The organism is Gibbsiella greigii (assembly GCF_039540155.1).
In the GTDB taxonomy this organism is placed as follows: domain Bacteria; phylum Pseudomonadota; class Gammaproteobacteria; order Enterobacterales; family Enterobacteriaceae; genus Gibbsiella; species Gibbsiella quercinecans.
Genome location: NZ_BAABEM010000006.1, coordinates 529,692 through 549,872, shown reverse-complemented (window position 1 = coordinate 549,872; position 20,181 = coordinate 529,692). Strand labels below are relative to the sequence as shown.

Here is a 20,181-nt window from a genome sequence, read left to right as displayed (position 1 = left end):
ATGAATCATTCCATCAACGTCATCAGGATGCCGACATGTCAACATTTTCACTACGGATGCAAATTGCCGATAACGCTCACTTTACCCCACAAGGGAATGCCTTATTCAGCCGGGAGCAGGCGGAACAAGCGCGCGCCTTTCATCAGCGGATGCCGGGCTACTGCCCCACGCCGCTGTACTCACTGGCGGCGTTTGCCGCTGAACTGGGGGTGGGACGTGTGTTGGTGAAAGATGAATCTCAGCGTTTCGGGCTGAACGCGTTCAAAATCCTCGGCGGCGCTTATGCCATTGCCCGTTGTGTATGCGAAAAATACCACTTGGCGCTGGAGGATTTTACCTTTGAACAAGGCCGTAGCGCGCTGCCGGAACGTATCACCTTTGCCACCACCACGGACGGCAACCACGGCCGCGGGATAGCCTGGGCCGCCAAGGCGCTTGGGCAACAGGCGGTTGTTTATATGCCGAAGGGCGCATCCGCCGAACGGGTGGCTCACATCACCCGGCTGGGGGCGGAGTGCATCGTCACCGACATGAACTACGATGATACCGTGCGCCTGACCATGCAAACTGCACAGGAAAATGGGTGGACGGTGGTACAGGATACCGCCTGGCCGGGTTACGAAAAGATCCCCGCCTGGATTATGCAAGGATATGCGACGCTGGCGGTGGAGGCAGTAGAACAGATAGCTGAGCATCATTGGCCAACGCCGACGCATGTTTTCCTGCAGGCCGGTGTTGGCGCGATGGCGGCGGGGGTGTTGGACTATCTGGTCAACAGTTACGGTGCGGCGCCGTTACACGCGGTTATTGTTGAGCCGGATCGTGCCGATTGCTTGTTTCGTTCCGCACAGCAAGGGGAGATTGTTGCCGTGGGCGGCGCTATGGACACCATGATGGTGGGGCTGGCCTGTGGTGAACCTAACCCATTGGGTTGGCCACGCCTGCGTGACTGTTCCCGCCAGTTTATTTCCTGCGAAGACAGCGTGACGGCGCTCGGTATGCGTGTCCTGGGCAATCCATTAGGGCAGGACGCACGCATTGTTTCCGGCGAGTCAGGCGCGATCGGCATGGGGGTGCTGGCGGCGATATTGCACAGCCCCCGGCGCAAGGCTCTGATGGCTCAACTGGGGCTGGATGCCGCTTCCTGCGTGCTGATAGTCAGTTCTGAAGGTGATACCGATCGCCAGCACTATCGAGAAGTGGTGTGGGAAGGCATCCCGCAGATGCGTTAACTATCCCCTGTTGCAGTTGGAGAGCCTTATGAAGCGTTTACTTAAGGGCGGTACGTTGGTTGATCATCAGGGGCAATATGATGAGGATTTGCTGATTGAACGTGGGCGGATCGCGCAGCGCGGACACAATATTACCATCACGCCGGAGATGGAGGTGATTGATGCCTCCGGGTATCAGGTGATGCCTGGAGGCATCGATGTGCATACCCATTTCAACATTGATGTGGGGATCGGCCGCAGCTGCGACGATTTTTTTACCGGTACCCGAGCAGCGGCGTGCGGCGGCACTACCACCATTGTCGATCATATGGGCTTTGGCCCGGCAGGGTGTAATTTGCATCATCAACTGGCGCGTTATCATGCCTATGCCGACGGCCAGGCGGTTATCGATTACAGTTTCCACGGTGTGGTGCAGCATGTAGACGACGCTATTCTGGATGAAATGGCCGCCATGGTGGAGCAGGAGGGGATCAGCAGCTTCAAACTCTACCTGACTTACCAGTACAAACTGGATGACACAGCGGTATTACAGGTATTACAGAGGCTGCGCCAGATTGGGGCGTTAACCACGGTGCATCCGGAGAATGATGCGGCGATTCGGTTACGTCGCGATGCTTTTCTGCGGCAGGGTAATACCGCTCCCCATTATCATGCCTTGAGCCGACCGGTAGCTTGCGAGGCGGAGGCGATCGCGCGCATGATCAACCTGGCGGCGTTGGCGGACAGCGCGCCGCTGTATATCGTTCACCTATCTAATGGCCTGGGGCTGGATTATATCCGTCTGGCGCAGCGCAATGGTCAGCCGGTGTGGGCTGAAACCTGCCCGCAATACTTGCTGCTGGACGACAGCCGTTACCGCGAGCCAGACGGGTTGAAGTATATTCTCAGCCCGCCGTTGCGCCGGCAGGAGGAACAAGCGGCGTTGTGGCAAGGGTTGGTTGACGGCAGTATCTCGACGTTGGCGACTGATCACTGCAATTTTTCTTTGCGCCAACGCCAAGCGATCTCCGGCGGGGATTTTAGCTGTTGCCCCAATGGGCTGCCGGGTGTAGAAAACCGTCTGGCGCTGCTTTACTCTAGCGGCGTAATGGCTGGGCGCATCAGCCCGGAGCAGTTTGTCATGCTGACCAGTGCCCGCCCCGCGCAGCTGTTTGGTCTGTGGCCGCAGAAAGGCAACCTGATGCCCGGCGCTGATGCCGATCTGGTGTTGTTCGATCCCACGCGTCACGTCACGCTTCGCCATGAGGAAATGCACGATAACGGCGACTACTCTCCCTATGAGGGAATGGCGTGCCTCGGCTGGCCTGTTATGACCCTCAGCCGGGGCGAGATCGTTTGGCGGGATGGCGCGTTCATCGGCCGCGCTGGCCATGGGCGCTTTTTGCGGCGTGAGCCCTTTAGCGCGCCGCCTATCGACGGGCTATTCTGATACTGCCGCTACCAGGTCGGATTGGAGTGATGCCGCACTGGCGCCGTTTTTCACCTGGAGGATCTCCGCCAGCACGCTGATGGCGATCTCTTCCGGCGTCTCTGCCCCGATATCCAGTCCGATGGGGGAACGCAGCGCAGCAATAGCAGCGGCATCAACACCGTTTTTTTCCAGTTCGGCTCGGAAGGTTTGGATTTTGCGTCGGCTGGCCAGCAACCCCAGATAGCGCACCGGGCTGCCAATGGTGCGCTCCAGCGCCTCTTTGTCCTGGTGGTTAGTGGCGATGACGACATAGCTATGTTCGTCCAGCTTCAACTGTTGAATACCGGCAGTAAAACTCTCTGCAAGCAGCTTGCGGCTGGCGGCGGGGAGGTCAGGGTGGCCCAGATTTTCCGGCCAGGTATCAACCAGCGTAATTTCGAAGTTTAGCGGTGCGGCAACCACGGCGATGGCTCGGTTAACGTGGCCTGCGCCGAGCAGCACCAGTTGTGGGCGGCGCGGCTGCACCGCGATATGTACCTTCATGGCCCCGCCGCAATCTGAACCTACTGCACCTTCCCCCTGGCGTGCCATGCGCCCACAGAACACGCGGGACTCTCCTTGCGCCAAGGCTTCTTTAGCCTGTTCCAGTACCAATCGTTCCATCATACCTCCGCCAATGGTTCCCATGCTGTTACCGTCCTCATCGACCAGCATGCTGGCGTTATGGCGGGGTGTTGAACCCCGGCTTTCGACAATCTGGATAAACGCAAAAGCCCGGTTGTTTTTTTCCAACTCCGCTGCCTGAGTAAAAAGTCCCATTCCGTACCTCGCGTAAATAAAAAAAGAGTAATAATGGGAGAATGCAAATTTTGTGCCTGCATATTGCATGCCGCGCAGAGCAAATGAAGCGGTGGTATAACGGAAATACACGCATTATTTTCTCAAAATGAGAAACGAGATTATTAATTTGCAAAAACACGACCCTGAACCAAATAACAATGGGCCGCTACCATCATCATAATTATTTCGTCTGGTCGAAAGAAGCCGCTATAGCGCGCTATTGCCAGGCTTCTGCTACCGGCTCCCCATTTCTGGCCTGCATATTGCTTTTATTTAAAGACAAAGAGTGTGAGGAAAAATAACCATTGGCGATAGTGCTCGCATTGTGGCGATATCGCCAACCTATCCCCTTCATACTTCAAGTTGCAGGTGTGTTGGCTTCATCCCTTCGAGGCTAGCGCTAGCGCTGTTCAAAAACGCTTTTGCGTTTTGTCCTGCAACTCGAATTATTTTGGGTATAAAACGTTGTCTCAGTATCATTTAATTTTCAAAAAAATAACAAATAAATAAAGGAGAGTAATGTGGCTGATGTCATGCGTCCCATTCCGTTTGAGCAATTACTGAAGAGAATGTTTTCTGAATACCAGCAACATCGCTCTATTTTTGGCATCCCGGAGAGCCAGTTTTATCGTCGTAACCCCACTCGGCAAATGGGGGTGTTTGGCGAATCCTGCGACACTCCGGTGGGGCCGGCGGCAGGGCCACACACCCAGTTGGCGCAAAATATCATTACCGCATGGCTGACCGGCGGCAGTTTTATCGAGCTGAAAACGGTGCAGATTATGGATCGTCTTGCGCTGGACAAGCCGTGCATTGATGCGCAAGACGAAGGGTTTAATACTGAATGGTCTACAGAGCTTACGTTGGTGAAAGCTGCCGATGAGTATCTGAAGGCATGGTTTGCCCTGTGGCTGCTGGAGTACCTGTTTGCACCGCGCTCCACTGAACAGGGGCGTTCGTTTATTTTCAATATGAGCGTGGGTTATGACTTGAAAGGCATTCAACAGGCACCTATGCAAACTTTTATTGCGAGCATGATGGATGCCGCTGATTTACCTGCCTTCCAGCGCTATCGTCAAACGTTGGCATGCTGGATTGCCAGCGTTGATACGCTGCGTGATATCGTGCCGCAGGCCAATCTGGCCGCGTTGGCTACGCTGCCGGAGCGAATTCCTTCCCGGCTCGTCACCGGTGTCACCTTATCCACCATGCATGGTTGCCCACCCGATGAAATTGAAGCGATTTGCCGTTACATGCTGGAAGAAAAAAAACTGCATACGTTCGTAAAGCTGAATCCAACGCTGCTCGGCTATGCGCGCGTTCGTGAAATCCTGGATTGCTGTGGGTTTGATTATATTCAATTAAAAGAAGACGCTTTCCTGCATGATTTGCCCCTTGAGCGGGCGCTGACCATGCTGGAGCGGTTGCTGACTTTGGCGCGCCAACAGGGATTGGCGTTCGGGGTTAAACTCACCAATACGCTGGGCGCCGGCAACCATAAGCAACGCCTGCCGGGGGATGAGATGTACATGTCTGGACGGGCGCTGTTTCCTATTTCGATTAATGTTGCCGCCGTCTTATCACGTCATTTTCAGGGGAAATTACCCATTTCCTATTCCGGCGGCGCTAGCCAGCTCAACATCCGCGCGATTCATGAAACCGGCATTCATCCCATTACTATGGCGACCGATCTGCTGAAACCCGGCGGCTACCTGCGCCTGGCTGCCTGCGCGCACGAATTGGAAAGCTCCGCGGGCTGGGGGATGACCGCGGTGGATGTCGCTCGGTTGGAAGCGCTGGCGCAGACGGCATTAACAGCAGAATACCACCAGAAATCCTGGAAGCTTGAAGCGACGATAGAGGCGGGCGGTACGTTACCGACTTCCGATTGTTACGTAGCCCCCTGTGTCAGCGCCTGCGCGATTCATCAGGATATTCCTGAATATCTTCGCCTGGCAGGGGCGGGGCGCTATACCGATGCGCTGGAACTGATTTATCAGCGTAACGCGCTGCCGGCGATTACCGGCCATATTTGCGATCACCAGTGCCAGTCAAATTGTACCCGGCTGGATTACGACAGCGCGCTGAACATCCGTGAAATCAAACGTATCGCGCTGGAAAAAGGCTGGGAGGGGTATCGACGCCGCTGGTATAAACCGACGGGATCGGGCAGCCGCCACCCAGTGGCGGTTATCGGCGCGGGTCCGGCGGGCCTGGCGGCGGGATATTTTCTGGCTAGGGCGGGCCATTCGGTTACTCTGTTTGAGCGGGAACAAAGTGCGGGGGGCGTGGTTCGCCATGTGGTGCCGCAGTTTCGTATACCGGCGGAAAAAATCCAGCATGATATCGATTTTGTCGCGCAGCATGGCGTACGGTTTGAATATGGCTGCGATAGCGGGCTGACGGTCGATGAGCTGCATCGGCGTGGATATCGCTATGTTTGCGTGGGGACCGGCGCCTATCGCAGCCGTGATGTGACGTTGGATGGCGATAACCACGCTGTGTGGCCGTCGTTCCAGTTCTTAAGGCGCTTCAACCGCGCAGAGCCGCTCACCCTTGGCCGTTCTGTGGGGGTGGTTGGTGCAGGGAATACCGCAATGGATTGTGCACGCGCCGCACTGCGCGTTCCCGGCGTTGAGCAGGTGACCATCCTCTACCGGCGCGGAGAGAAGGATATGCCTGCCTGGCGTGAAGAGGTGGCGGAAGCACGCCAAGCGGGGGTGGAATTCCTCTTCTGGGTTAACCCGGAACGGTTTGATGCAGACGGCGCATTAACGCTACGGATCATGCAGCCCGGCGAGCCGGATGCACAGGGCCGGGCTCGCCCCCTGGCAACCGAGTGTACCAAGACGCTCCATCTGGACACGCTCATTTCGGCCGTTGGGGAAGAACCGGACTATGAGGCGCTGGCCCAGATGGGCATCCCGCTGGCGGCAAACGGTGTGCCGGGCGTGGACAACAAAACCCAAGAAACGGAACGTGAGAATGTGTTCCTGATTGGCGATGTGCAAAGTGGCCCGGCATCTATTGTCGCAGCAATAGGCGCGGCGCGGCGCGCCACGGACGCTATTTTACGCAGAGAGAATATTCACGATAGCCACGCGGCCAAACGTTGGCTGAATACCGATCCTATGGATATCTACCGCCGTAAAGGGGCGATCGAGATACAGTTGGTCAGCTCGGATGAGCAGGATGCATTTGCTCAGCAGGAGGCAAAGCGTTGCCTGTCGTGCAACTATGTGTGCGCCAAGTGCGTGGATGTGTGCCCTAACCGCGCGAATGTTTCCCTCGCGGTGCCCGGCTTTCGTGACCGCTTCCAAACGCTTCATATCGATGCCTATTGCAATGAATGCGGCAATTGTGCCCAGTTCTGCCCTTGGGATGGTAAGCCCTACCGGGATAAGGTGACCATCTTCAATTTACCTCAGGATTTTGCTGCCAGTAGTAATCCCGGTTTTTTATTGGATGAAGACGGCGTTTTGGTGCGCCATGAACAGCAGATCTATCACTTGGCGATCGATCTGCACGGCATCATTGCCAGCGCCCCGCCGGAATTGGCTGACATGTGCCGCATTATTTCAACGGTTTATCAACATCATCACTACTTGCTTGGCGCAGTGGAGGAGTAATTCATGCTGATTTTACGTAACGCTACGGCGGTACAGTTTGTGCCCGCGCTGGTGAATGAGGGCGTGGATATCGCCATTGACGGCGCCACGATTGTTGCAGTGGAAAAAAATCTGACGGTGCGTTATCCGGCAGCAACGGTGAAAGAGATGCAGGGGCGGTTGGTCATGCCGGGTATCGTCTGCGCCCACAACCATTTTTACTCCGGGCTGGCACGCGGGCTTCTGGCGCGTATTGAGCCTTGCCCAGATTTTATCTCCACGCTAAAAAACCTGTGGTGGAAACTGGATCGCGCGCTGGATGAAGAATCGCTGTATTACAGCGGATTGGTTTGCTCGCTGGAAGCCATTAAACAGGGGTGCACGGCGGTTATCGATCACCATGCCTCACCGTCGTTGATTAGCGGATCGTTGGATATTTTACGCCGGGGATTTCTTACCGCAGGTCTGCGTGGCATGACCTGCTATGAAACCACCGATCGCAATGGCGGCCTGGGTGAACTGCGCCGTGGCGTGGAAGAGAACATCCGCTTTGCGCATCGTATCGATCTGGATAAAAAATCCGGTAAAACGCCATATTTGGTCGAGGCCCATATCGGCGCACATGCACCGTTTACCCTGAGCGATGCCGGGCTTGAACTGCTGGCGGATGCCATACAGAGCACGGGGCGTGGGCTGCATATTCACGTAGCGGAAGATCGCTATGACGTATCTCACAGTCATCATCATTATGGCATTGACCCAATGGAGCGGTTGGCGCGGGCTGGGTTGATCAATGGGAAAAGCCTGATCGCGCACGGCCTCTTTCTATCGGCTCAGGATGTGGCGGTGATTAATGCGTTTGACGCGTTTCTGGTGCATAACGCGCGATCGAATATGAATAATCAGGTGGGCTACAACCCGCGACTGGCTGAATACCGCCATGTGGCATTGGGGACGGACGGTATCGGCGCAGATATGTTTGAAGAGCTAAAGTTTGCCTGTTTCAAACACCGTGATGCGGGGGGGGCGCTGTGGCCGGACAGCTTCCTGCGTTTCCTGCATAAGGGCAACCTGCTGTTGGAGCGCAACTTTAACGCCCAGTTTGGTTCGCTGGCGGCGGGGTATCAGGCTGATTTGACCATTTGCGATTATCATTCGCCCACACCGTTGCGTGCAGAGAACCTGGCCGGGCATCTGGCGTTTGCGCTTAGCTCCGCCAGTGTCCATAGCGTCATGGTGGCGGGTAACTTGGTGTATGAGGAGCGCAACTTCCCGTTCGACGTGGAGGAAATTTATTTTCATGCCCGTCAGGAGGCGGAGAAATTATGGCAACGGATGGATAATTTGGCGTAATGAAATGAATTTCAACCGGCATAAAAGGTTTTTCTGGTAGAAACGCCCCTAAATAAGGTGCGGGCAGCGAATTGATAGTGTTTTTTTAAATAATAATCATTAGCCTGCAAAAATAAGGTTCATCGCAGTTGCTCTACTTGGTGACGCCTCGTCGCAAAGTGGCTTTCTCTCATTTTTGTAGGAATATAACAGTGAAAAATAGCATTGTATCTTTATTCCCCAGGGATATTAGCGCGGCTCGTCTATTTTCAAGCAGTGTGGCTGCCGCCGCTATGTTATTACATGTATCAGCCTTTGCCGATTCGACAACGGTGGTAAAGCCTGTTAGCAGCAATCTGGGGCAAAGCTGTACGCAAAATGCCTATGGGGTGGAAAATGCGCTTGATGCGCTACGCTGTGGTTCAGTGCACGGTTCGCTGCGTACGCTTTATTATTCCACAAAGAATGCCTATTTCGTCAGGGATAACAATCAGGATACCGCCAGCTACGGCGGCAATATCCTGTTTCAAACGGCACCTTATTACGGTTTCAGCGCGGGTGTCGGTGGTATTTATCAGCAACAGTGGCGTTCACCGGGCACCGGGCGTGGGGTTACGGAACTGGCGACTAATCAAAACGGCCTGGGAGAAGCTTGGCTGCGTTGGCAATATCAGAACTTTCGTTTTACCGCGGGCGATCAGCGTATTGATATTCCTTTTATGAGCGACTATGACTGGCGTATTACCCCGATCCTGTTCCGCGCAGTTGATCTGCACTGGGGGGATAAAACCGATTTCCTGCATGCGACCAAGATATATCGCTATAAGCCGTGGCGCAGCGATAAATTCCTGGCGACCAGTTCCTATAGCGCTATAAAAGAGAAAACCAACGGCGCTTGGGCGGTTGGCGCCGGGCGTTCAACGCAGGTTGGCAGCATGAGCCTGAGCGGTCAATTATGGTATGAAAGCTATGACGACTACGTGAATATTTTTTATAGCGAAGCGCATAGTCAGTGGAAAACCGCGCTGTGGCAGCCGGATATCGGCATGCAGTTCATTCGCGGCAGCGGTGAAGGCGAACGCTTGCTTGGTGAGGTGGACAGTACGTCTTACGGCATACAGTTGGCTTTGACGCCCGTTAGCCAAGTTAAGTGGTCTATTAATTATAACCACATCGTCTCCAATCCCACATCGTATCTGAACGGGGTGTTGGTTACGCCGTATTCCAGCAGCACCTCATCGGGGAAATATTTCGCGCAGCCGTACTTTACCAGTACTCAAGATCTCGGTACCGGCAATGCCTATTCTACCCGTATCACTTATCAGATTATGCCAGCATTGAGCATTGGGACTTACTATTCTTTTATGGATCTAAAAAGTTCAGCAAGTGCGCCTAGCCGTAACCAGTCTGAATATGTCGTCTTTGGCATTTACCAGTTTGGTGGCGTATTGAAAGGGTTAAGTCTGTCTAATTTCCTCGGGGTACAAACGTCTCCTGTTTATGATTATGCTTTCTGGCAGAATCGCGTTGCCCTTCAATATAATTTCTAATTTATCTTGCTTAAAAGGTATCCATTATGGATACCTTTTTTATTAATAATTCATCCGCAAAGAAATAGCATAACCATGCACTTAATGAGGGCATTGTGTGCCGCTTATGCTGTATCTTGGTGCAATATCAGAAATTAATTTAAGTTAATAAGGAAAGCGTCATGTCTTTCCTGGCCAAAGTAATCGTTTGCTTATCGATAATAAACATTGCGGCAAGATAATTTTTATTTTGGTATGAGAATTGCTGTTGATCTAATCACTATCGATTAATCACATAGGATAAAACAGCATGACAGTATGCCACTGTTACCCTATTCGAAGCGCTGGTTTTGATATCGCGACGTCAGTAGAGAGCCTGCAGCAGAGCCTGGTTCCCAATGGGGATGATTATCATGGTCGTTCTGTTTGGCTGGCCGACTGTCAGGAGGTTGCCGCATGATCCAATTTTTGCTGCATAACACATTGGTGGTTGAACGGGATCTCGATCCTACCCTGACGGTGTTGCAGTATCTGCGGCAGCATAAGCGCCGTACGGGAACCAAAGAGGGCTGCGGTTCTGGCGACTGCGGCGCGTGCACCGTGGCGTTGGGGCGCGAGGAACAGGGGCGAATGTGCTATGAGACCGTTAATGCCTGCCTGATGCCGGTGAGCTCGTTGCATGGCAAGCAACTGATTACGGTGGAAGATTTACGCCAGGAAGGGGCCCTCCATCCCGTGCAGCAGGCGGTGGTCGATCTGCATGCCTCGCAGTGTGGTTTCTGTACGCCAGGGATAGTGATTTCACTGTTTGTGTTGCAAAAAGAAAGTGAGGGCTGGGATCTTCAACTGACAGAACAGGCACTGGCGGGGAATTTATGTCGTTGTACCGGCTATCGACCGATTATGGCCGCTGCACGCTACCTGTGTGAGCAGCTGATAGAGGATAGTTATACCCGTGAGGAGATATTAACCGCCACGCGACTGAAGGCGCTGAAGGAGGGGGCGGAGACATTGAACGAGGGCGCGCGCCAATATTTTATACCTGATGCGCTGGAGAAACTGGCGGCCTATTATCTTCGTTATCCTCAGGCTCGCCTGTTGGCGGGCGGTACCGATCTGATGCTGGAAATGGCGCAAGCCGGGTATGGCCGTCCTCCTTTGATCTCTTTGGCGCAGGTGGCAACGCTGCGCCGCTGGCATATGGATGACAGCTACATTCATCTTGGCGCCGGGGTGACTATCACACAATGTGAAAAGCTGCTACACGCGCAAATCCCTGCCTTTGCACGTGCGTTGCAGCGTTTCGCTTCACGTCAAATCCGCAACCGCGCCACCTTGGCAGGGAATATCGCCAATGCGTCGCCAATAGGCGATACGCCCCCGATGCTGCTGGCATTGGATGCCGAGCTACTGCTACAACGTGGTTCGGACCAGCGCACGCTGCCACTGCGCGACTTTTTCCTGGCCTACCGTCAAACGGCGTTAGTCGAGAGCGAGTTTATTCGTGAGATCCTGATCCCTCGCGGGGAGTTACTGGATAATTTTCAGGCATGGAAGGTTTCGAAACGGTCGGATGATGATATTTCCATTGTGTTTGGCGCGTTTTCATTACAAATCCAACAGGGGCGAGTCGTGAACGCTCGCATCGCCTTTGGCGGAATGGACGCCATTCCCCGGCGGGCTGAGCGTTGTGAACAGGCCCTGCTTCACCAGCCCTGGAACAGGGCGACCGTGACAGCCGCCTGTCAGGCGCTGGAGCAGGATTTCACACCATTGAGCGACGCACGCGCCAGCGCAGAATACCGCCTGCAGGTGGCCAGGAATCTGTTGCTCCGTTACTACTACTGGTTACAAGGCGAGGAGTTTGAGATGGAGACCGCACACCATGTCGCATAATCCGTTAGTGTCCGCCCCAACGCAAATGGCGTTGCAGGAGCGGTTCCATCAGACGCAACCCTGTGGCGTAGGGCACAGTCATACACATGAGAGCGCGATACTGCACGTCAGCGGTGAAGCGCGCTACATTGACGATCGCCCAGAGCCGGAAGGGCTATTGCATCTTTGCCCGCGCCTGAGTGAACACGCGCATGCCCGTATTATCAAACTGGATGTTGCACCCTGCTATCGCATTCCTGGTGTGGTAACGGTGCTGACCCGGCAACAAATACCGGGCAACCCGGATATCGGCGCGTTGGCGCCGGGCGATATGTTGCTGGCCGATGACGAAGTGAACTATGCAGGGCAGATCGTGTTGGTGGTGGCGGCAGAATCTCGCGAGGCGGCCAGGTTGGGCGCTCAGGCGGCGGTGGTTGACTACGAAGTGCTGACACCGATATTGGATGTGCAAGACGCGTTGGAAAAACAACACTATGTGGAGCGTCCTTTTGTGCATCAACGCGGCGATGTCGAGGCGGCGTTGGCACGAGCAGCCCATCGTCTGTCGGGCGAGTTTCACATTGGCGGGCAGGAGCATTTTTATCTGGAAACGCAGGCGGCCCTCGTCTGCCCGGCAGAGAACCAGGCCGTAACGGTCTATGCGTCCAGCCAAAACCCCAGTGAAGTACAAAAGCTGGTGGCTTCGGTTTTGGGTGTTAGCCAAAGCCAAGTGACGGTAGAAACACGGCGAATGGGGGGCGCTTTCGGCGGCAAGGAATCGCAGGGGGCGGGCGTCGCCTGCCTGTGCGCGCTTGCTGCGCGCCTGACGCGGCGCCCGGCAAAAATGTGTCTGTCGCGGCGTGACGATATGCGCATCACTGGCAAGCGCCACGCTTTTTTCGTGCGTTACGAAGTCGGTATTGATGAACGTGGCGTCTTCAGCGGCGTAAAGATCGATCTGGCAGCAAACTGTGGCCATTCGCTGGATTTGTCGGGATCGATTGTCGATCGCGCCATGTTCCATGCGGACAACGCCTATTATCTGGGAGATGCGCTCATCACCGGATACCGTTGCCGCACCCATACTGTCTCCAATACCGCGTTTCGCGGCTTCGGTGGGCCGCAAGGCATAGCGGCCATTGAACAGGTGATTGAGCACATTGCGCGCACTTTGCATCTGGATCCGCTCGAGGTGCGCAAACGAAATTATTATGGGATCACGGAACGCAATGTGACCCATTACTACCAGCCCGTCAGGCAGAATATGCTTAACGATATCACCGAACGGCTGGAGCACAGCGCTGAGTATCACCAACGTCGTGCCGAGATCGATACTTTCAATACCCGCCACCCCGTGCTGCGGCGTGGCTTAGCGCTAATGCCGGTCAAATTCGGCATTTCCTTCACCTCCACCTTTCTCAACCAGGCCGGAGCGCTGTTGTTGGTGTATACCGATGGCAGTGTACAGCTAAATCATGGCGGAACTGAGATGGGGCAAGGGTTGAATACCAAAGTGGCGCAGATTGTGGCGCAGGTGCTACAAATTGACATCGAGTCAATCCAGGTCACGGCCACTCATACCGGCAAGGTGCCCAATACTTCGCCGACAGCAGCCTCCAGCGGTGCTGATTTGAACGGTAAAGCGGCGCAGCAAGCAGCCGAAATCATCAGACAGCGGCTAGAGGAATTACTGTGTCGCCTTTATGCGTGTTCCCCCGCAGAGGTTGTATTCCACAATGGTGTAGTGCGGGCGGGCAAGCATCATTTGACCTTCGCGCAGGTAGCGCACTTGGCATGGGTTAATCAGGTACCGCTTTCGGCTTCGGGTTACTACCGGGTTCCGGGCATCCATTACGATCGTGAGGCAGGGCGCGGACAGCCTTTTTACTACTTTGTGTACGGCGCGGCATGCGCGGAAGTGATCGTGGATACGCTGACCGGAGAGTATCGGGTGAAGCGGGTAGATATTCTGCACGATGTAGGTGCTTCCCTGAACCCTGCGCTGGATATCGGGCAGGTCGAAGGTGGGTTTGTACAGGGCATGGGCTGGGTTACCACCGAAGAGCTGATGTGGAACGGGCAGGGATGTTTGTTAACGGATACCGGCGCCACCTACAAGATACCGACGGTAGCGGATATCCCACATGATTTTCGCGTGCAGCTATTGCCGCATACGCACAATGCGGCTGAAACCGTTTTCCGTTCTAAAGCCGTTGGTGAGCCGCCTTTTATGCTGGGTATGGTCGTCTGGTGTGCCCTGCAGGATGCGATCGCACGCCGGGCCGATGGTATCGTGCATTGCCTGCTTGATCTTCCCGCCACGCCGGAACGGGTGTGGCGAGCGTTACAAAGGTCATGAAAGGGATGGTGAAGGCATCGCCCCTGCGAACGAGCCAGTGGCTGACGGATTAAAACCGGGGGGGCTTACTGGGGCTGGCTTCACGCCATAACCGGTTAAATTCCTGCTGATATTTTGCCGCCAGGGCGGGCGCGTTGCGGATCAGCAGGGCATTTTCTGCGTTGCGCTTGTCGGCGCTGGATGTGTAGTTGAAAGAGCCAGTTTCGACCGCATGGCCGTCTGCCACAATAAATTTGTTGTGCATGATGGCGTACTGCCCGTTAAGGCGCACCGGCACCCGGTGGTTAACCAGGAAGGTGATGGCAGTGTACCTGTCGCTATTGGCTGCCTGGTCCGCGACCACCCGCACCGATACCCCGCGTTTTTGTGCGTTCACCAGCGCTGTCGCGATGGGCTTGCTGGTGAACTGATAGGCCGCCACATCAAGGTTGTGCTGGGCGCCGTTAATGATACTTAAGACAATATTTAAAGCGTCATGCCGTGCGCTGGGTGAAAAGCCGACGGCAAGCTCTGGCGACGCTGCCGCCAGAACGGGCATGGCTAGCACCACGATAGCCAGCACAAAAATGCGTTTACGCATAGGGTATTAACTCCAACTGCGACGGTATAGCCACGGAAAATATGGCTATGGGTGGGCTTGCGATGGGGTGTTTTACCTATGAATCTTGCATGTTGCCAGTGCTGGGTCGCTAAAACTTTAGCTGGTCGACATTTTGTCTACCAACTTGTGGTTCAATACACAGAGAGACGCTATCAGCACCGCAAAAAATAGCCGCTGCTTCAGGCAGTAGTCCGGCAAACAAATGCCATACGTGGAACACACCTGCAACTTGAAGTAGGAAGGGGATAAAATAGATTCTCTGTTTGGGGGTAACCGATGGGAAAGAGCATAAAATGAAGCTATTGATCGTTGTTGATATGCAAAACAGCGTATTCGCCACGCCGCGCCATGACCGGGAAGGTAAAGCTAGTCTGATCAATCAGCTGATAGCGGCGGCGGATCGGACGGTATTTATTCAACATATTGAAGGCGAAATGGCCGAAGGCAGCGAGTTATGGCAAATCTTGCCGGAGCTTGAACAGCCGGATGGGGCGGTTTATGTAAATAAAACCGCGTGTGATGCCTTCTGGAACACGAAACTGGCAGATGTACTTAGCCAGCTGGGCACCAATAACTTCGTGATTTGCGGCTGCGCGACGGATTATTGTTTAGATACGACAATAAAAGTCGGCGCCAGCCAAGGTTATGCCATTACCGTCGCTTCCGACGCCCACACAACCTCAAATCGAACTTATGCGACGGCGCAACAGCTGATCGGCCAGCATAATGAGGTGTGGGCAGCGCTGAGTATTCCTGGGAATGCCATCCAGGTGAAACCGACGGATAGGATTATCGCTGAGTGGCAGGGCTAACGCCTTGTGCGTGGGCATTTATTCTTTACTGCGATTACGGCGCCCTAGCAGCCCGCCCGCTAAAACTAAAATCCCGCCGGCGATCGAAGTGAAGGCTGGCAGCGTCTTGAAAATTAACATGTCTAATAGCATTGCCCAAATCAAACCGAAAAACTGCCATGGTGCAAGCCGCGAAGCTTCGCCCCGCCTGAGTGCTGCGGCTATGCTCATCATTGCTGCAGTCTGTATCAGCGTAAACAAACCGGCAATAGCCAAACTTTCAACTGACTCCGGGCGCCATATCCAGGGGAGGGCAAAAAGCAGGGCAATAAAGCCGACGACGGAAACCTGTAAAGTGGTGTCGATACTTGTCGCATCGTTGCGCAATCTACGAATCAGGATTTGATATATTGCATAGGTTAAGGCAGCGAAAATAGCGGTAATTATACCTGTAAGGGAAAGGCTTCCCGAACCGCCGGGCCGCACGATCAGCAGCATGCCCATAAATCCCACGGCAACGCCAAATAAGCGCGATAGCGATACTTGCTCGCCTAAAAATGCGATCCCCATGATTGTCAGCATTATTGGGGCACTGAACCCGATTGCTGAAGCATCCGTGACTTGAATCAAACTATAGGAAATAATTGATAAAATATTCGATGCGACTAACGCCGCTGCCGCCGCTCTTTGTTCCAGCGGGCGAACCGGAAACCAGATTCGATGCCAGGTAATGCCGGTTGAGGGGACTAAGGTTAATACCAAGCCGCCAATAAGAACGATAAAACATCGTAAGAACGTGACCTGCATGGCTGAAAAACCATACGATGCCACTAATATTTTGGATATTGAATATCCAATAATATAAAGCAAGGTGGACAGCACCACAAAAAATATCGCTAAAATCTGAGATCGACGATTATCAGCCGATAAACGCGCGAGTTTGAGCATTATTACTCCAATGATAATGTTATTTGTAAATATTAAATGACGGGTGAATACGGCATATTCAATGCAGCGTTATATTTTTATCAAAACAACATCCCCACAATAATGTGCTAATAGTGATAATTTTGGCCAGTAGGACGGGGGATTTCCACCGTGCACCTTTAAGCCAGGGAATGCCGTGACCATGCTGGCTCGCATATTGGCATTACCACTGTCATGCGTGCGGTTTGCGTCCTTGGCTATAGCATTACAAAGGTTCAACGTATTGAAAAATTAATTAATTGGTGTCCATAATAAGTTGAGCTGATTAACTGCGGGAACTTATTGAAATGGCGACATATTCAAGGATAGTACTGGGTGACAGGCGTATAACGCTGGAACATTTGCGGGCGTTTGTATCGATTGTTGAAGAGCGTGGTTTTGCCGATGCCGGGGTTGTTCTAAACCGCTCTCAATCGGCTATCACGCAGAGTTTGCAACGGCTGGAAGAAGTTCTTGGTTGTAAACTGCTTGAGCGGCGGAAAGGTCATGTTATTGGGCTGACGCGTGAAGGTAACCGTTTTTTGGGGGCGGCTAAAGATATTTTGCTGCGCCTTGCTGATGCGATGAATGCCGTGCAACGGTTGTCAATGGCAGGCCGTGTCCGGCTTGGTGTACCTGATGATTTCAATGTGGTGGATATCCACAGTGCCTTATCACGTTGCCTTGGCTTTAACCAACAACTCACTATCCAAGTGATTTCTGATCTTTCCATCCGAACACTTAATTCATTGTTATCTGGTGAATTAGACGTGGCGATATTGAAAAAGACCTGTGATGAGCCCACGCCGAAAAATCTGGCGCTTTGCCACGCATTGCGGAGAGAACCGTTGTATTGGGTCGCGAACAAACCGGTGTTTTTTGATGAGATAACTGAACTGCCGCTTATCGTTTATCCTGAAGGCTGTGCATATCGTAAAAGTGCATTACGCTGCCTGGCGCGTACTGGGAAGTCAGCCTGTATCGTTTACACGACTACGTCTGACGAGAATATCAGCAAAGCCGTTTCCGCTGGGCTGGGGATCACATTATTGCCGGTAAGTGCCATCAGCGATGATCATGTTATCCTGGACAATAAAACGCACGGTTTTCCTGATCTTCCCGAAGTCGAACTTATCCTGGCGGTGAATTCCAAAAATAACCTTTTTCTTCAATTTGCCCAATTTCTGGAACGGGCTATTGGAATTAGAGAGTAGATCAACATGGCATCGGCCGGGTGTGATGCTTTCAGAGGATTTACTGGTTCTATAAAGGTGCGGTTTTAGGCCGTCGCGCTTGTCTGTATTGGTAGTCATGGGTTGGGGAACTGGAAGATGGGGGATTGTCCCCCATGATATCTATCAGTCAATCGTAAAGCCAACGCCCTACCTTGGCGGATTCGATCAGCATAGTAATCATGGCCGGTAAACCACAATTTACGAATGAACACCACGAGAACGAATGAAATTAACGCGGATAACGTCGAGTTAAAAATCACCAGAAAATCTAATACGGCTTCATCACCATGGTAACCAAAAGCGTTGGCTAGCCAGTAAACCAGTGATGCGGGCAACAGGACAGCCAATATTTTAGCGATACAAAAAAACAGAACGACAAAGGACAACACTAAAACAGTTAATTTTTTCATTTCGTTAGTAGACCTTTATCGTCCCATAAGCCTTGAGTTGACTTCCGGGAATGTTTAGTTTTGGCACGTCACTCAGGAGGCGATCGCGTAGGATGCCATATTGCGCATGATTCAAAAACGTTATACATCCCTCCGATATTCCCAGCGGGCCAATAGGGTGCAGGCGAAATTGCCCACGTCTAACACCTTGCGTAAATGTGACATCATCAAACCCACCCATCATCTCGATACAGGCCAAACCATTCTGATCTGTCGGTTCCGTAGACGTGTTTTAGGAACGTATCCCTAAGTGGCCCGAGTCTGCCACCAACGGGACGTTCTATAATAAAAGTTCGGTTGGTGATTTGTGATGTTTGGCGATTGACCCGATCGCATAATCAGAATCTACCTCCTGTCAAGACCACCAGAATGACCACCAATCGACGCTGATGAGCGAATCAGGGGGCTGGGATGTCGTTACCTATTGTTGTTGGAATTCGGGGCATGCTGCTGCATCAATTCAATGATCCAATCAATAAAAACTCGCAGTTTGACGTTGACATGGCGGTTCGGCGGAAATGCCAAGTACAGGGGCATGGGATCAATACGCCATTGTTCAAATAACGGAATCAAGGCGCCACAAGCCTGATGTGCTGCCGCCATATAGGTTGGCAGCGCGATCACGCCTAGCCCAGCTAACCCAGCTTCGAGGTACGCATTGCCATCATCCACAGCAAGCACATAGCTGCTCTTGATTTCAATATGTTCACTCTCACAGTGCAGTGCCAGAGGCGCAATCTTACCGGTGCGTGAGGACAAGAATCCCACTATGCGATGGTCGGTGTTTTCCAGCTCTCGCGGATGCGCCGGGGCGCCAAGGCGTTCCAGATAACTCGGTGCGGCGTAGGCGCCGATTTGCAAATCGCCGACATGGCGTGCGATCAGGGACTGGTCGTTGATTTCGCCACCGCGCAAGACGCAATCCACGTTGTCGCCGATCAGATCCACCACCCGGTCGCTCACGCCCATATCGAACTGGATGTCCGGGTAGCGCATGTGGAAAGCCGGTAGCGCCGGCACTATGACGAGGCGGGCCAGCGGACTGGGCACATCCACCCGTAGCCGTCCCCTGGGCGTAATCGCCGCACTGGACAGGCTGGTTTCTGCATCGTCCATGTCCGCCAAGAGGCGGATGACGCGCTCGTAGTAGGCTGCTCCCTCGGGAGTGACGCTGAGCTTGCGGGTGGTGCGATGGAGTAACTTGACGCGCAGGCGCGCTTCTAACTGCTGAATGAGTTGCGTCACCGTGGTTTTGCTCATATGAAGTGTTTGGGCAGCCTTTGTGAAGCTACCTGCCTCCACCACACGCGCAAAGGCGCGCATCGCATCGAAACGATCCATTCCTTGTCCTTTCTTTTCACAGATTGTTTGGATTTTACAAACAATGAAGGACAAAGTCGCTTGTTTATCCACCCGTTCTAGCGCCTGTAAAGTGTCTTTTCGTTCATTGGGCAGATTTCGCCCCATTGCAAAGGTACAAACATGACAACACGCGAAGCAGTTTTTCCCTTCGGTCGGCAGGCGCTCTATGAGCGCAATCGGTATTCACCGGCCATCAAATCTAACGGCTTCTTGTTTGTTTCGGGGCAGGTTGGTAGCCGCGAGGATGGGTCGCCTGAACACGATCTAAAAGCGCAGGTCAGGCTGGCATTCGATAACCTTAATGCTGTTCTCGCGGCTGCGGGTTGCACATTCGATGACGTGGTTGATGTGACCCTCTTTGTCGTCGATCCCGAGTCGAACCTCGACGCTATCTGGAGTATCCTGCCAGAATATTGGGGGGAAGCACCTTACCCCACGTTGACCGGGATCGGCGTGACGTGGCTTTACGGATTCCAGTTTGAGATTAAGGTGATTGCCAAGCTGCCCTAAGCGTTACGGGGCTTTCTGCCAGTCGAAAATTCAACGGGGCAGCTCGCCGCCGGTGACGATCACCGAGTGCCGATCGAACGC

Annotated in this window: 16 protein-coding genes; 10 read left to right on the top strand and 6 right to left on the bottom strand. The window is 53.5% G+C overall.

The window, feature by feature from the left end:
• Positions 1 to 35 precede the first annotated feature (35 nt).
• Positions 36 to 1,232, top strand: a complete 1,197-nt coding sequence (dpaL, locus tag AC559G_RS05785) for a diaminopropionate ammonia-lyase (protein ID WP_095844823.1) — start codon at positions 36 to 38, stop codon at positions 1,230 to 1,232.
• A 28-nt stretch (positions 1,233 to 1,260) separates the two neighbouring features.
• Positions 1,261 to 2,661: a dihydropyrimidinase gene (gene hydA, locus AC559G_RS05780; protein ID WP_498911829.1), complete on the top strand. Its 1,401-nt coding sequence runs from the start codon at positions 1,261 to 1,263 to the stop codon at positions 2,659 to 2,661.
• Here the strand turns inward: hydA and AC559G_RS05775 are convergent.
• On the bottom strand, positions 2,653 to 3,462 hold the full coding sequence (locus tag AC559G_RS05775; protein ID WP_498911828.1) for an XdhC family protein: 810 nt from the start codon (positions 3,460 to 3,462) through the stop codon (positions 2,653 to 2,655). The genes hydA and AC559G_RS05775 overlap by 9 nt on opposite strands.
• 542 nt (positions 3,463 to 4,004) lie before the next feature.
• Between AC559G_RS05775 and ygfK the strand changes: the two genes are divergently transcribed.
• The 5 genes from ygfK to xdhB all read left to right on the top strand — a co-directional run bounded on the left by ygfK (position 4,005) and on the right by xdhB (position 14,186).
• Positions 4,005 to 7,112 carry a putative selenate reductase subunit YgfK gene (gene ygfK / locus AC559G_RS05770; RefSeq protein ID WP_279022519.1) on the top strand — a complete coding sequence of 1,036 codons (3,108 nt, stop codon included), beginning with the start codon at positions 4,005 to 4,007 and terminating at the stop codon, positions 7,110 to 7,112.
• Positions 7,113 to 7,115: 3 nt separating this feature from the next.
• Positions 7,116 to 8,444: an amidohydrolase family protein gene (gene ssnA / locus AC559G_RS05765; RefSeq protein ID WP_498911827.1), complete on the top strand. Its 1,329-nt coding sequence runs from the start codon at positions 7,116 to 7,118 to the stop codon at positions 8,442 to 8,444.
• 128 nt (positions 8,445 to 8,572) lie between these two features.
• Positions 8,573 to 9,973, top strand: a complete 1,401-nt coding sequence (locus AC559G_RS05760; protein ID WP_346079797.1) for a TonB-dependent receptor — start codon at positions 8,573 to 8,575, stop codon at positions 9,971 to 9,973.
• Between the two features lie 435 nt (positions 9,974 to 10,408).
• A complete protein-coding gene (xdhA, locus tag AC559G_RS05755) occupies positions 10,409 to 11,848 on the top strand; it encodes a xanthine dehydrogenase small subunit (protein ID WP_498911826.1) in 1,440 nt (479 codons plus the stop codon).
• Positions 11,838 to 14,186, top strand: a complete 2,349-nt coding sequence (gene xdhB, locus AC559G_RS05750) for a xanthine dehydrogenase molybdopterin binding subunit (protein ID WP_498911825.1) — start codon at positions 11,838 to 11,840, stop codon at positions 14,184 to 14,186. The genes xdhA and xdhB overlap by 11 nt, the downstream gene beginning before the upstream one ends.
• Before the next feature lie 49 nt (positions 14,187 to 14,235).
• Here the strand turns inward: xdhB and AC559G_RS05745 are convergent, their stop codons facing one another.
• Positions 14,236 to 14,766 carry a phospholipase D family nuclease gene (locus AC559G_RS05745; protein WP_498911824.1) on the bottom strand — a complete coding sequence of 177 codons (531 nt, stop codon included), beginning with the start codon at positions 14,764 to 14,766 and terminating at the stop codon, positions 14,236 to 14,238.
• Between the two features lie 314 nt (positions 14,767 to 15,080).
• Here AC559G_RS05745 and AC559G_RS05740 point away from each other — a divergent pair, with 314 nt between their 5' ends.
• Positions 15,081 to 15,599 carry a cysteine hydrolase family protein gene (locus tag AC559G_RS05740; RefSeq protein ID WP_498911823.1) on the top strand — a complete coding sequence of 173 codons (519 nt, stop codon included), beginning with the start codon at positions 15,081 to 15,083 and terminating at the stop codon, positions 15,597 to 15,599.
• An 18-nt stretch (positions 15,600 to 15,617) separates the two neighbouring features.
• Here the strand turns inward: AC559G_RS05740 and AC559G_RS05735 are convergent, their stop codons facing one another.
• On the bottom strand, positions 15,618 to 16,526 hold the full coding sequence (locus tag AC559G_RS05735; RefSeq protein ID WP_498911822.1) for a DMT family transporter: 909 nt from the start codon (positions 16,524 to 16,526) through the stop codon (positions 15,618 to 15,620).
• Between the two features lie 326 nt (positions 16,527 to 16,852).
• Here AC559G_RS05735 and AC559G_RS05730 point away from each other — a divergent pair, with 326 nt between their 5' ends.
• Positions 16,853 to 17,758 carry a LysR family transcriptional regulator gene (locus tag AC559G_RS05730; protein WP_498911821.1) on the top strand — a complete coding sequence of 302 codons (906 nt, stop codon included), beginning with the start codon at positions 16,853 to 16,855 and terminating at the stop codon, positions 17,756 to 17,758.
• A 95-nt stretch (positions 17,759 to 17,853) separates the two neighbouring features.
• Here the strand turns inward: AC559G_RS05730 and AC559G_RS05725 are convergent, their stop codons facing one another.
• The 3 genes from AC559G_RS05725 to AC559G_RS05715 form a co-directional block, all read right to left on the bottom strand.
• Positions 17,854 to 18,189 carry a hypothetical protein gene (locus AC559G_RS05725; RefSeq protein WP_498911820.1) on the bottom strand — a complete coding sequence of 112 codons (336 nt, stop codon included), beginning with the start codon at positions 18,187 to 18,189 and terminating at the stop codon, positions 17,854 to 17,856.
• A 4-nt stretch (positions 18,190 to 18,193) separates the two neighbouring features.
• Positions 18,194 to 18,409 carry a tlde1 domain-containing protein gene (locus tag AC559G_RS05720; protein WP_498911956.1) on the bottom strand — a complete coding sequence of 72 codons (216 nt, stop codon included), beginning with the start codon at positions 18,407 to 18,409 and terminating at the stop codon, positions 18,194 to 18,196.
• 236 nt (positions 18,410 to 18,645) lie between these two features.
• Complete coding sequence (locus AC559G_RS05715) at positions 18,646 to 19,569, bottom strand: LysR family transcriptional regulator (RefSeq protein ID WP_498911819.1); 924 nt, start codon at positions 19,567 to 19,569, stop codon at positions 18,646 to 18,648.
• 141 nt (positions 19,570 to 19,710) lie between these two features.
• Here AC559G_RS05715 and AC559G_RS05710 point away from each other — a divergent pair, with 141 nt between their 5' ends.
• Positions 19,711 to 20,100 carry a RidA family protein gene (locus AC559G_RS05710; RefSeq protein ID WP_095844770.1) on the top strand — a complete coding sequence of 130 codons (390 nt, stop codon included), beginning with the start codon at positions 19,711 to 19,713 and terminating at the stop codon, positions 20,098 to 20,100.
• Positions 20,101 to 20,181 lie beyond the last annotated feature (81 nt).

Bases quoted from the DNA above. Each gene is read 5' to 3' on its own strand.
- AC559G_RS05720 (WP_498911956.1), bottom strand. From the start codon at position 18,409: ATGGGTGGGTTTGATGATGTCACATTTACGCAAGGTGTTAGACGTGGG.
- ssnA (WP_498911827.1), top strand. From the start codon at position 7,116: ATGCTGATTTTACGTAACGCTACGGCGGTACAGTTTGTGCCCGCGCTG.
- xdhB (WP_498911825.1), top strand. From the start codon at position 11,838: ATGTCGCATAATCCGTTAGTGTCCGCCCCAACGCAAATGGCGTTGCAG.
- hydA (WP_498911829.1), top strand. From the start codon at position 1,261: ATGAAGCGTTTACTTAAGGGCGGTACGTTGGTTGATCATCAGGGGCAA.
- dpaL (WP_095844823.1), top strand. From the start codon at position 36: ATGTCAACATTTTCACTACGGATGCAAATTGCCGATAACGCTCACTTT.
- AC559G_RS05710 (WP_095844770.1), top strand. From the start codon at position 19,711: ATGACAACACGCGAAGCAGTTTTTCCCTTCGGTCGGCAGGCGCTCTAT.
- AC559G_RS05740 (WP_498911823.1), top strand. From the start codon at position 15,081: ATGAAGCTATTGATCGTTGTTGATATGCAAAACAGCGTATTCGCCACG.
- AC559G_RS05715 (WP_498911819.1), bottom strand. From the start codon at position 19,569: ATGGATCGTTTCGATGCGATGCGCGCCTTTGCGCGTGTGGTGGAGGCA.
- AC559G_RS05735 (WP_498911822.1), bottom strand. From the start codon at position 16,526: ATGCTCAAACTCGCGCGTTTATCGGCTGATAATCGTCGATCTCAGATT.
- AC559G_RS05745 (WP_498911824.1), bottom strand. From the start codon at position 14,766: ATGCGTAAACGCATTTTTGTGCTGGCTATCGTGGTGCTAGCCATGCCC.
- AC559G_RS05775 (WP_498911828.1), bottom strand. From the start codon at position 3,462: ATGGGACTTTTTACTCAGGCAGCGGAGTTGGAAAAAAACAACCGGGCT.
- AC559G_RS05725 (WP_498911820.1), bottom strand. From the start codon at position 18,189: ATGAAAAAATTAACTGTTTTAGTGTTGTCCTTTGTCGTTCTGTTTTTT.
- AC559G_RS05730 (WP_498911821.1), top strand. From the start codon at position 16,853: ATGGCGACATATTCAAGGATAGTACTGGGTGACAGGCGTATAACGCTG.
- xdhA (WP_498911826.1), top strand. From the start codon at position 10,409: ATGATCCAATTTTTGCTGCATAACACATTGGTGGTTGAACGGGATCTC.